This is a genomic window from Undibacterium sp. 5I1 (assembly GCF_034314085.1).
Classification (GTDB): domain Bacteria; phylum Pseudomonadota; class Gammaproteobacteria; order Burkholderiales; family Burkholderiaceae_D; genus Undibacterium.
The window spans coordinates 4507306-4520735 of record NZ_JAVIWI010000001.1 but is presented as its reverse complement, the minus strand read 5'-3'; the positions used below and the strand labels follow the sequence as shown (position 1 = coordinate 4520735).

General features: G+C 46.5%; 8 protein-coding genes. 2 read left to right on the top strand and 6 right to left on the bottom strand.

Annotated features, from left to right (window positions below; all coding sequences use genetic code 11):
- Positions 1-13: 13 nt before the first annotated feature.
- The 6 genes from RGU72_RS19730 to RGU72_RS19705 form a co-directional block, all read right to left on the bottom strand.
- A complete protein-coding gene (locus RGU72_RS19730; protein ID WP_322121369.1) occupies positions 14-6559 on the bottom strand; it encodes an Hpt domain-containing protein in 6546 nt (2181 codons plus the stop codon).
- A gap of 140 nt (positions 6560-6699) precedes the next feature.
- Positions 6700-9051, bottom strand: coding sequence for a methyl-accepting chemotaxis protein (locus tag RGU72_RS19725; RefSeq protein ID WP_322121368.1), 2352 nt, complete (start codon positions 9049-9051; stop codon positions 6700-6702).
- 66 nt (positions 9052-9117) lie between these two features.
- Complete coding sequence (locus tag RGU72_RS19720; protein ID WP_322121367.1) at positions 9118-9720, bottom strand: chemotaxis protein CheW; 603 nt, start codon at positions 9718-9720, stop codon at positions 9118-9120.
- Positions 9721-9764: 44 nt separating this feature from the next.
- Positions 9765-10130, bottom strand: coding sequence for a response regulator transcription factor (locus RGU72_RS19715; protein WP_262837714.1), 366 nt, complete (start codon positions 10128-10130; stop codon positions 9765-9767).
- Between the two features lie 32 nt (positions 10131-10162).
- Positions 10163-10564 carry a response regulator gene (locus tag RGU72_RS19710; protein WP_322121366.1) on the bottom strand — a complete coding sequence of 134 codons (402 nt, stop codon included), beginning with the start codon at positions 10562-10564 and terminating at the stop codon, positions 10163-10165.
- Between the two features lie 161 nt (positions 10565-10725).
- Positions 10726-10878, bottom strand: coding sequence for a rubredoxin (locus tag RGU72_RS19705; RefSeq protein WP_322121697.1), 153 nt, complete (start codon positions 10876-10878; stop codon positions 10726-10728).
- 180 nt (positions 10879-11058) lie between these two features.
- Here RGU72_RS19705 and RGU72_RS19700 point away from each other — a divergent pair, with 180 nt between their 5' ends.
- Positions 11059-11919 carry a hydroxymethylpyrimidine/phosphomethylpyrimidine kinase gene (locus RGU72_RS19700; RefSeq protein WP_322121365.1) on the top strand — a complete coding sequence of 287 codons (861 nt, stop codon included), beginning with the start codon at positions 11059-11061 and terminating at the stop codon, positions 11917-11919.
- 176 nt (positions 11920-12095) lie between these two features.
- Complete coding sequence (hemL, locus tag RGU72_RS19695; protein ID WP_322121364.1) at positions 12096-13382, top strand: glutamate-1-semialdehyde 2,1-aminomutase; 1287 nt, start codon at positions 12096-12098, stop codon at positions 13380-13382.
- Positions 13383-13430 lie beyond the last annotated feature (48 nt).

Genomic DNA, 13430 nt, shown 5'->3' with positions numbered 1-13430 from the left:
CAGGTGGAGAGAATTAAATGACAACGGCTTCTTTACCTACGAAGCGCACAATCGCTCCCAATAAATCATCCTCGCGGTACGGCTTACCAAAATATTCATTTACACCCAACTCCTGCGCGTAATTGCGATGCTTATCCGCAGTACGTGAGGTAATCATGATAATAGGGATATGACTGGTACGTGCATCACTGCGTACGTTGCGCGTCAAATCGAAGCCATCCATGCGTGGCATTTCAATATCTACCAGCATGACATCGGGAGTAACCGACTGCAATTGTTCCAGCGCATCAATGCCATCTTTTGCCAACACAACCTGGTAGCCTTCACGCGTCAACAAGCGTTGTGTCACCCGGCGTACAGTCAACGAATCATCCACCACCATAATGGTGTGCTGAGTCCGCAAACCTTGTACTGGGACCGATTGGACTTTACTTGGCTCGGTATTGAGATTAGCGACGGCACCCATTTCTGGATTTTCTGGCGTTGGTGTTGCACTAGGATGGCGAGCATGTTCGTGCTCCATTCTATATGCCAAAGGCACAGGATTAAGGATTAAAACAATTTCGCCTGAACCCAACACCGTTGCGCCAGCAATACCTGCCATACGCGCTAATTGTGGTCCAATATTTTTAACCACAACCTCGCGGTTACCGACGATATCGTCAACATGAATTGCGACGCGCTCAGCACCACTCTTCATAATCAATAAAGGAGTGTATTGTTGAGAAGTCGGTGCAACTTCATTCTCACCAAGCAAGGTAGACAAATAATGCATGGCAACGCGATTGCCTTGCCACATGATTGCGCCGTCGTTATAGGCATTAGCTAATACAGCCGATTTCAGTTGCTGTACTTGCTCTACCAAGACGGACGGCACTGCAAATGTTTTTCCACCTGACTTCAAAATAACCACTTGAGTCACAGCCAAAGTCAGTGGTAAGTGAATAGTAAAGTGCGCACCTTTACCCTCGACAGAAGTTACTTCAACCCGACCGCCTAAGGATGCCGCTTCGGAGCGAACTACGTCCATGCCAACACCACGCCCGGCTAACTCGGTTACTTCGTTGGCAGTTGAGAAGCCAGGCTCAAAAATCATGTTGACGGCTTCAGCATCACTAGCGCTTTCGTCATAGCCAAGCAAACCTACCGTTTTGGCTTTTTCGCGGATACGTGCCAGATTCAAACCTTGGCCATCATCAGTAAAGTGGATCACCACTTCGTTACCTTCCTGACGAATTTCAACTAGCAACTCACCTGTTTCTTCTTTTCCATTTTGACGACGTGATTCGCGTGACTCAATGCCATGGACAATAGCGTTACGTAACAAATGTTCGAAAGGTCCAACCATTTTTTCCAACACGCTACGATCGATCTCAACTGAGGTGCCACGAATATCTAAATTGACGCGCTTATCAACCTCTTTTGAAGTCTGACGTGTCACACGATATAAACGCTCAGAGATACTAGCAAAAGGAATCATACGAACACGCATCAGATCCTGCTGCAAATCACGCGTCAGGCGCGCTTGCACATGCAAGTCATTGGATGCATTGTCAATCGTACGAGTCAAGTTATTTTGCACAGTAGATACGTCGCTGACGCTCTCTGCCATCATCCGTGTCAGTTCTTGCAAACGGGTAAACCGGTCGAATTCTAATGGATCAAATTCACGATCACCGGACATCGCCATACGCGATGTAATTTGCGTTTCTGCCTGAATTTCTACTTCACGCAATTGATCGCGCAAGCGATTTACGTTATCGGTCAATTCAGTTAACGAAGTACGTAAGGTGCTTACTTCATTTTCTAGTTTGGAGCGAGAGATAGAAACTTCACCGGCCTGATTGACCAGACGATCCAGAATATCTGCCCGTACCCGCACCAACGGCACCGGTGCTGCGGGTGTTGTAGCCGCTGGCACAGTGGTACGAGGCGTGGAACTGACCGCTTTATTAAATGACGGACTGGAAGACTGCAGCGGCAAAATCGAGGTCAGGCTTACCAATTCTCTTGGTGTTTGCACTACTTCAGCAACTGGCGCACTCAAAGTCTCTTGGAACTGATCTAGCTCTTGCGCTGCTGTAAGTGGTGCTGCTGGCGCTTGTACTTCGACCGCATTTGGATTTTGCAAACGGTCAAACAATTGCATGCTGTAATCGTGTCGCATCAGCAGATCATCCATCAAGGATAATCGTGCCACCCCGCCAGCACCTGCGTGCATCAGGTTTTCAAGGCGAGTTTCCATATCATGAGTGTGCTGACCCAATTCCATCGCACCAGCCATCCGAGCACTACCCTTGATTGTATGCATCAAACGCAGAATAGATTGTGGTACCGCGATCTCTTCTGGTTGCTGCTTCCAAGTACGCAATAGCTGCCCAACCATAGGCAACAAATCGTGACCCTCTTCGATAAATACTGGCAGCAAATCAAGATCGAGATCATCTTTAATGCGTAGATCAGGATCTGAGCTCAATACCGCAGGTTCGTATGCGCTGGCAACAGTAGCGTCTACCAATAAATCTGCAGGCGCTGGGGTCTCCAGCGGCTGCGCTATAACTTCTATGATTTGAACTTCCGGCTCTGGGTCTGGCTCGCTCCACTCTAGAACTGGAGGTGAAGCCAAGGTAGCTTGATGAGTATCCTCAACTACCGGCATCTCAGCAACTTCTAACACGGGGTGCTCAGTAGCAACTAAGTCTTGATTGCCTAAAGATGCAGTTAATTCAGGGACATCATGCTGCGAAATATCAACAAGAGAAGTATCTGCATTTTCTCCATGTACTTCAGAGGCTTCAAATTCAGTGGTTTCAGCAGAAACATCCTCTGCAGTATCGATTGAATTTTCTACGAAAGAATCGGACTGAGCAGCTAAATCCTTAGTCTCAACAATATCAGGTGATTCGCTAAGGTCGTTTAAATCAAGTTTTTCATTTGTGGATGTAATGAACTCATCATCGGCACCAGCATCTGACCGCCCGATAATTGCTTGCAGCAATTTCTCTAATTGACGTACTTCAGTTGGCGCATGCTCAGCCATTTCTGATAAGGCAAACTTTTGCAGCATCGATTTAACAGCATCGACGCTGTGATCTACTACGTCATATTCAGCATTATCTAAAGTGACAGGGTGGCGTTCCAAGCGCTGCAAAACCATTTCTAAACAATGCGCTAATTCTTGCACCGCTTTCAATCCGACAGTAGCAGAACTACCAGCCAAAGAATGTGCTGCATGAACTGCGTGCTTAGATACTGGGCGATGTGGCTCGTGTCGCCATTCTGCAAAGTCCTGCGCCAAGAAACGAACAATTTCATCCGTCTCTGCCATGTAAATCGTGTGTAATGGCAAACTAATTTCGATATCGCCAATACGTTTGACATTATCATCTTGCGTCGATAAAGGCTTGGACAAATCAGGGAATTCAATAATTTGAGCACTGCTAGTGCCGATCAAATTATCAGTCAATGCAGTGGCATGAGCTGTATCTGCAGATTCGCTAACTTGATTAGTATCTTGAGTATCGGCGACCTGATCAGGAGCATCTAAATTCGTTACGTCTAGGTTGGCAGAATTTAAGCTTGTCGAATCTAACTTACTGTCGTCCAAGTGTTCGGCTAGTGGCAAAACAGGCAAAACATCGTCAACATTTAAATCAGGAAGATTGTCCGCATTCGGAGACGCAACCAGCAAATCATGCGAAGGCTCGTCTAATATTGGACTGTCCTGCTCTTGCAACTCGGCATGTGCAGGTATTTCTGCCACAAAAGCGGCCAAGTCAGCATGCTCAGTCAATGCCTCACTATGTAAATCGTCCGCCTCGTCCTCGAGTGCGATCGCTTGGATTACTTCCTCTACTGACTCGTGTTCAGTCGCAGAGGTATTTTCCTCTACAACCTGAGTAGCTACTATCTCAGAAACTTCAGGCTCAGCATCGATACTTTCTTGTAACGCTGGGGTGCCAACTACTTCATTTGCTATTTCACTTAATGGCGTAGCTTGCCGCTCTTCTATATATGAATAATCTTGTCCCGCCTTCATCCTCTCAGCAGCGGCAATAACAGCATGACCATTTCTCGTTGAGTAGCCAGATTGCTTTAAATCTTCTACCCATACAGTTAATTCATCCGCAGCTTTATCAAGCAATGCATATAAATTTTCATTACCGTTTCGCGACTCAGATAGCCACAGATTCATCACCTGTTCTATGCTCCAGGCGGCCTCACCAAAGACGGTCAGACCAACCATCCGCCCACTTCCTTTTAGAGTATGGAAAGAGCGACGCAAGCTAGTCAGGTCTTCTTGATTATTTGGATTGTGTCTGGAGTGAGGCACAGTCTTGCGGACAAACTCTAATACTTCATCCGCTTCTGTCAGGAAAATTTCCAATAACTCGGCATCAATTGCCTCATCACCTTCAGGCAATTCAGGTACATAAGTTGGCGTAGATTCAGTGACTGTATGCGTCGTCGCTGCAACGATGTCGTTCAAAGAATCTTGCGACATCGTCGCACCGGCCTTATCTAACAAATTAATCGCAGCATTGGCTCTAGTATTCGCATTTGCATCGTCCAACAAAGCAGCAACCGAACGCTCAGACTCCAGTGAGTCTTTTAATTGTGCTTGAAGCTCGAAATTACTAGGCTGCTCCACCAAAGAAGCAACTAGCATGTCGGATTGATGCTGTTGATTTAACAGCTCTTGTTCCGCAGTAACGACGTCAGCTAAATGACTTGTACTATGATTGATTTCAGCAACTTTAGTTGAGTCAGAAGACGACAGAGCTATATTGAGTGAGGTAGGTAGTAATTCTTTGTCAGAATTTTTGTCTAGCAGTTTCGTACGCAGTAAACCTGCATCCGGATCGAAATTGAATTTTTTCTTTGCGGTATCAGGCTGCGATTGTAATATTTCGATAAAAAATGACAAGGCTCCAATGTTTTGAGCCACATTTTGATATGCATTCTTAGCATGCTCAGTGCCAGCAAGTCCGGCAAATTGTCCTATCACTTTACGCGTATGCTCTACAGCAAGCATCACATCATCTTGATCCAAAATAGCTAACGCGCCACCGATCTGGTGCAAAATTGGGTCTACTGGAGTCAGTGCCTCTAAACTATTAGGATCGCGGAAATATTCATCCAAGACTTTTTCAACCTGGCGCAAACTGGACTGCATCTCGGCAACCAAGACTGACATCGTCTGTCTTTGTTGGGCCTCTCTAGAAATCTCACCCATCCATGCCGCTTGGGTAGGTGGCTCGTCTCCAGACACTAACGACAATAGGCGCGCCGTAATTTCATCTGCACGCTCTGAGAAGTGAGCCGGTAAGCGAGTAATATGGTCTAAAGCATTCTCAACAAATAACAAGCTTGTAGCTAACTCAATGCCAATCTTACTATTATCTGAAGTATGCGCGGCGTGACGCGAAATACCGCTCAATTCGCGTAACAGCTTGGACAGTGAAGACGAATTAAGCTGCGAACAGCTATCCGCTAGATCTTTCATTTTTTGTGAAAAGCGATCCGCAACGCTCATGTCACCGTTAGCAATTCTGCCCCACAAATTTTTTAAATTTGCAACTTGTTCTTTGGCCGTTACCAGAATATTTGCAGGAATTTCCCCGTAGTTCTTTTGATCATAATCGAGCGGAACTTGATTATCTAATTGGTAGGCACGACGAATTTGCGCAACAAATTCAGAGGGCTGATCAACCTGCGCGATGAAAAACAGGGCATCGCGTAATAAGCGCTCAGGAATGCTAGAGACACCGTCAACCAAGCGACGTATCTGTAAATTAATACGTCCGAAAATTTGTTTTACATACTGTTCATTTTTTATCAGGCCTTTAGCTACCGCTTCTGTAAAGCCGCGCATTACCAACCAAAAGGCTTTCGTCTGAGGAGTTGTTTGTACTCGCTCTACCTCAGCAATCAAATCATGCATGGTTTGCACAGCTTGCAACTGCTGTACATTATCTTTGTTGGTTAATACCACAAGCAAAAGTTTCTCAAACCGCTGTCTGAGATGACTGTAATCAACCTTAACGATGTTAGAGCCTAGCGTCAGCTCAGGAATATGTTCTTGAACTGACAATGAAGGAAAAAACAAATCAGCAGGATGGATTCTTTCAGCACCTTTTAGTTGCAGCAAAGCACGGTAGTATGGAAACAAGCGCACAGGTTGGTGAGCACCGCCAGATAATAAGTCTTCCAGATAACGCAAAATAGCATGAAAAGCGTCGTTGATCACATCAACGTGCGGTTGTGACATACCTAACTGTCCTGTTTGCAGTCGTTCGACCAGGTCTTCTATTGTCTCCGTAACGATAGAGACACCGTCGATATCAACAATTTGCAAAGCGCCATGCGCCTGATGCAAGTAGCTTTTAGCATGCAAGAGCATAGTGGATTTGCTGTCGCTATCTTGGACAACCGCATCCGACAGTAATTTTCCAGCACTGGTTATGGCTTCGCGAACTTCCCCCATCACCCAAGATAGTGGGCCAATGTCAAACTGGTCATGGGAAGTTTCTTGCGAATTTGAAAAATCAGATGTCATGCGTACCCCGCAAACTCAAAGGGAGATAAACCTTCGCTTATCGCCTTGCATTTATGATTTGACTGCATATGCACATCAATACACATATTTATAAAACAGCCATTAGCTGAAGAAGTTAGCGAACAAAATTAGTTACGTAACTAAGCAGCAACTCGGAAGCGAGATACCGAGTTTCTAAGTTCTTCAGCCAACATCGACAATTCACTAATAGAATGCGCAGTTTGTTGCGTACCGCTCTGAGTTTGCTCTGTGATCGTCAAAATATGTTGAATATTTTGCGCAACGCCATTCGCAGAAGTCGCTTGCTGCTCGGTCGCCAAAGAAATGCCTTGAATCAGTTCCGCTAAACGATTAGAAACGCTCCGAATTTCAGACAAGGCCGTACCAGCAGCATCGGATAGCTTCGCTCCCTCAACCACACCTTGTGTTGATTTTTCCATCGCAGCAACCGCATCATGCGTATCCGTTTGAATCGTACGAACCAGCGCACCAATCTGCTTGGTCGCTTCAGCTGAACGTTCCGCCAGTCGCTGAACCTCTTCCGCAACCACCGAGAAGCCTCGACCTGCCTCACCTGCTGAAGCTGCCTGAATCGCCGCATTCAACGCCAAAACATTAGTTTGTTCGGTAATATCGGAAATCAGCTCTGTGATCTCACCAATCTCTTGTGAGGATTCACCCAGTCGTTTAATTCGTTTGGATGTTTCTTGAATTTGCTCGCGAATCTCGTTCATACCTTTGATCGCATTTTCCACCGCATGGGAACCTTGCTCTGCCGCAGCAACGGATTGACGCGCAACCTCGGCCGATTCATTAGCTGAGCGTGATACATCAGTAATATCCTGCGCCATTGTCACAACGATTTGACCCGCATCAGAAATCTCACGTGATTGTTGCTGTGATGCTTCCAGCAAATCGTTTGAAATACCTTGCGCATGATTCGATGCTGAAGTAACTTGCGCTGCTGTTGACGTTACACGACCAACCAGACCGCGCAACTCTTCCACCGTGTAGTTAACCGAATCGGCGATCGCGCCAGTAATGTCCTCTGATACCGTTGCCTGAATCGTCAAGTCACCATCCGCAACTTCTTGCAATTCATTCATTAACCGTAAAATCGCAGCCTGATTTTGGTCATTTGCAGCTTTTGCTTCTTCCTCTTGCTTTTGCGCCTGCAACATTTGTGCCCCAGCTTCAACCCGACGTTCATTCGCTTCTTTTGTACGATTACGACTATCTTGCAACAGCACTAACGCAATGCCAGCAGCCGATAACAACGCGAATACCGCACTAATCAACATCAATATAAAATAGATACTGGTTGAATCTTGCTGTGCGGTGTACGTTTTTTGCAACTTAGTAAGCTTTTGTTTTAAGTCTTCGTTCTCATTAAACAATAATTGCTCTGACTGTTTAGCAGCAATAAAATTTTGCAGATTACCTAGAATGCTGGAAACTGATGCTTGGTACTCCGCAAAAGATTTTTGCAGCTCTAGCAGTTTCTCATGTGTATCTGCATCTTTTGTTGCTGTAAGGCGTAAAACCTCACTGCCGTTCAAAAATCCATCCACCAGGTCGCGGAAAGTATTGGTATCTTTACTTAACAAGAATGCTGTTTCGGGATTAACACCCTCGGAGGTCAAGAATTCATTTGCGCTACGGGCAAGACGTTGCGTCAACATCACTAACTGACCAGAGGCAGAAATTTCACGGGAACTACCACCACCTTGCACTTTTAATGTAGAGATTTGTTCAGTTAATTCCAATAAACCACCAGATAACCCATTCAGTTTTTGTAACGTCTGGCCGAAACCTGTCAGCTCTTTACGCAACTTCATAATCGTATCAGCGGCTTTATCGGAGTTCTTCCAAGCTTTTTGAGTATCTTTCAATACCGGCTCAAGCGTTGAATCTGGCCTACTCACGTCACGGCCTTGATAAGAACCACCGTTCAACAAAATATTCAAATCGTTATTTAATTCCCGGCGGCTTTCATCCAATTGCTTAAACGCAGCTGGATTACCTTGGATCGAGTTTGGTGCGGCTTTACCGATACGCTGGGAATGCATCAGCGCCTCACCCGCAATTTGCGCTTGAGTAGAAATCAATGTCGACTGCGTGGAGTTTAAGTACACGAAAAGAGCAACAGCTAAGAGTGATGCAATCATCAAAATCAACAATACGCGAATCTGTCGTTGCAGAGGCAAACCACCAATCAGAGGCAGTCTTATATCGCCACCTTTTTCAATTACATCGCCGATAAAAGTTGCATCAGCATGCGCTACCGCAGATCGCTCAGCAGGTGCTACAGCGACTTGATCCGGCTGTAAATCTTCTTGCAAAGTTTCTGCAGTATCAGACGGGAGCATTTTTACATTACTTGCCTCTTCAATCGAATCGGCAGCATCATTTAACTCCCGAACGCCCGATTCAGCTAAGTCAAGCTCTTGATCTTGTTTTTTCTTTGACAAGGACGGTAGTTTAAATGCCATTACTAGGTCTCCTAAACGATTGAGAAGCGGCCAGCTATACTTTATGAGAGCTGACGAATTACAAAATTACAAACCAACCTGCAGAAATTCTTGGCTCTGGACCAAGGCAGCAAGACTCAGCGAGATCCAGACATTTGCATCTTTGTCACGATATTTCTTTACTACCCATGGTTTATCGCCGGGTTCACCACCATTATCTAATACCAGTTGCTCTTCCATATCAGTAGCGTTGCGCAAGCCCAACACTTGTGACACTAATAGCCCGCTATTGAAAGATAAGCTAGGTGCAAAAGCGACTACGCGGCAACTGTTATCTACATTTGTAACATCACGACCTTCAAAGCGCGCGAGATCGACAACACTGGTCAAGCTACCGCGTATGTTTGACAACCCGAGATACCAGTCTTTAGTCAGCGGCACCTTGGTCATCGATCCGGCGGACACGATTTCACCCGCCTCTCGCAGATCTAATAAATAACGCACTTGACCTATCATCACACCGAGCTGACTAGCACTGAGGCGAGTACCAGTCTGCGCCGCTTGCATGCGCTCGACTAGCTGTGCCTGAAACTCCCGCAAACGGGTACGGCGTAAGGCCTTATCGGGTCTTACACCATCTAAGCGTGTCACCGCTGCAGGCGGGTCTATGTCGCGAGGAGTTTGGTCCATAAATTTCTGAGGTGATTATCGGAAAAGTTCAATAACGTGAACGATTAACCAAGAGCGGCGATTTTCGCCAATAACTCTTGTGGGTCGATAGGTTTTACCAAATAGTCACGCGCGCCTTGGCGCAAACCCCAAATGCGATCGGTTTCTTGATTTTTACTAGTGCAAATGATCACTGGGACGTCTTGTGTCTCAGGATCGCGGGCAATTGCGCGCGTGATCTGAAAACCATTTTGACCTGGCATCACTACATCCATTAAAATCAGTTGTGGCTTGTCTGCCTTAATTTTTGTCAACGCTTCTTCGCCGTTTTCTGCGGTAGAAACCGAGAAGCCATTTTTGACCAGAATATCAGTCAAGAAATAACGCTCAGTTGGAGAATCGTCCACTACCAGAATTTTTTGTATAGCCATTTTATTTCTACCTCAATATTCTTACTTTGAAATCATTTGGATGGCGTGCCGGATGTGTAATTACGAACTGTCTTGAGCAAACTGTCTTTAGTAAACGGTTTGGTAAGATATTCATCCGACCCCACCATAGCGCCGCGCGCCCGATCAAACAAACCGTCTTTAGAAGACAGCATGATAACGGGCGTGTCGCGGAATCTGGCACTTTTTTTGATCAATGCGCAAGTCTGATAACCATCCAGTCTTGGCATTAAAATGTCGCAAAAAATTAAATCAGGGTGTGAATCATTAATTTTAGCCAGCGCATCAAAGCCGTCTTCCGCTAAAACCACTTTATAACCCACTTGCCCCAAAAAAATCTCTGCCGACCGACGAATCGTGCTGCTGTCGTCGATCACCATAATTTTCAAGCTTTCATTACCTGTCAAGGTTGACATAAGATTATCTCTAATAAACTGCGTTAAAAATCATCTAACACTGTAACAAAAAATAAGAAACTTGCGACACTTTTTCCATGAATAAACATTCAACTGCAACAACCGGCGTCAAATGATTCAGAAATTTATCTTTTAAGCAATAAAATTAAATTTTAACTATCTTACATCGCCACCATTTCGAAATCTTCTTTACGGGCGCCACATTCAGGGCAAGTCCAGTTCATCGGCACATCGTCCCAACGTGTTCCGGGCGCTATGCCCTCGTCGGGCAAACCGGCTTCTTCGTCATACACCCAACCACAAATCAGGCACATCCAAGTCTTAAATTCTGCAGTTGTTGTTTGTTTATCGCTCACGACCAAAACCCTTCAATCAAGTAAAATACAGAGACTATCGTACGAATTTTTTGCTACTTAAGCACGCCAAATACGCGCCACGAGTACAGAATATCGTGCAATCATCTCCACAAAGTCGCCTATATTAATCTACCCACCGTGCAAAACCAAATTTCTCCTCTCATTCTTACGTTTGGTGCCTCGGATCCCGTGTCTGGTATCGGCATCCAAGCAGATTTAGCCTCATTTGCAGCGATGGGCTGCCACGGCTTGCCCGTGATCACTGCGATTCTGGTTGGAGACACCTCTCAAATTGACGATGTTCACCCGATGGAAGCCGATCTGGTTGTTGACCAGGCCCGGACGATTTTGGAGGACATGCCAGTTGTCGCGTTTAAAGTCGGCCAAATCGCCAGCGTAGAAAATGTCACCGTCATTGCGGAGATCGTGTCTGATTATCCCGCTTTGCCATTGGTACTTGATCCGTTTAATTCTGGCATGCCAGACGACCCGGAAGCTGAAGATCTGTTATTGGCCATACGTGAATTGTTGATACCTCAAGCGACCGTACTACTGATCTCCGCAGTAGAGCTATCTCGTTTAGCAGAAACCTGGCGTGAACCAAATGAAGTAAGCGAATCCGATGAATCCGGTAATTCAAATACCGAAACTAATATCGACGATGAGATGCTGGCCGATGTTATGACCTTGATCGAATCCGGTTGTGAATACGTGTTTGTCACCGGCACACCGACCACGACCAATGAAGTAGCCAATATTTTGTTTAACGAAGCAGGCGTCGTCCGTAATGATCGTTGGCAGAGAATCACTGGCTCACACGTTGGCGCAGGAACAACTTTGTCTGCCAGTATTGCCGCCTTATTGGCAAACGGACTTGAAATCCCCGAGGCAGTTTTAGAAGCCCAAGAATTTACGCTAGCTGCCATTAGTCACGCCCAACGGCTGGGTATGGGCAGGTTAATTCCAGATCGTTATTTTTGGGCAAAAGAGCCTGAATAATCTGGGGTCTTGCTATACCTTTCTGAGGTCTTGCGATAACTTCCCAGCGTCTGGATTTTACTGGCTCACCATTTTTTTTAATTGCTGGACGCTTACCTCACATTACTCAAATTAAATATTTTTTTACAGTAATCGCCGCTAACCTCATTACACCCCATTCATCTTTTTACGCAACTATGACAAATACCAACGACAGTCTTTTTTTACGCGCACAAAAAACCACTCCCGGCGGCGTTAACTCGCCGGTGCGTGCGTTCAAATCCGTAGGCGGTACACCGCGCTTTATCAAACGTGCAGAGGGCCCCTATTTTTGGGATGCGGAAGATCAACGCTATATCGACTACATCGGCTCCTGGGGACCCGCCATCCTTGGTCACGCACACCCGGCTGTCGTCAAAGCAGTACAAGAAGCTGCCACACGCGGGCTAAGCTTTGGTGCGCCAACCGAAGGCGAAATCGAGATGGCAGAAGAAATCTGTCGCCTCGTGCCCTCAATAGAACAAGTGCGACTGGTCTCCAGCGGTACCGAGGCAACGATGAGCGCATTGCGTCTGGCTCGCGGTGCGACCAAGCGCGATAAGATTATTAAGTTTGAAGGTTGCTATCACGGTCATGCCGATTCACTTTTGGTAAAAGCCGGCAGCGGCCTGCTCACCTTCGGCAATCCGACTTCCGCCGGGGTACCAGAGGATTTCACCAAACACACCTTGGTGCTCGACTACAACAATCCGCAACAACTGGAAGACGCCTTCAAAGCCTACGGCAAAGACATCGCCTGTGTGATCGTTGAGCCGATTGCAGGCAACATGAATCTGATCAAAGCCACGCCAGCATTTTTACAAACCATGCGTCGCCTGTGCACTGAATACGGCAGCGTATTAATTTTTGATGAAGTCATGTGCGGCTTCCGTGTTGGCTTGGGCGGCGCACAAGCGCTGTACGGCATTAACGCAGACATCACGGCCTTAGGCAAAGTCATTGGCGGCGGGTTGCCGGTGGCGGCGTTTGGTGGACGCGCGGATTTAATGCAACACATGGCACCTATCGGCGGCGTTTATCAGGCAGGCACTTTGTCTGGCAATCCGGTTGCTGTAGCTGCCGGCATGACTACACTCAAACTGGTACAAGAGCTTGGCTTCTATGAAAATCTGACCGCGCAAACCCGCAAATTAGTGGAAGGTTTAAGCGCTGCGGCGAACGAAGCAGGCATCTCATTTTGTGCAGATTCAGAGGGCGGCATGTTCGGCCTTTACTTCGCCGCCGAGGTTCCAACGACTTATGCTGCGATGATGGCCAGCGATAAAAACCGCTTCAACCGCTTCTTCCATCTGATGTTGGACGCCGGCGTCTACCTGGCACCGTCAGCTTTTGAAGCAGGCTTTGTGTCAGCACAACATGACGATGCGGTCATCGCTGAGACGATTGCTGCGGCGAAAAAAGCGTTTGCGGAACTAGCGAAGTAATGGCCTCCGAGGTTACAGCCTTTGTTTAGCAAACTGAATAAAGTTAAT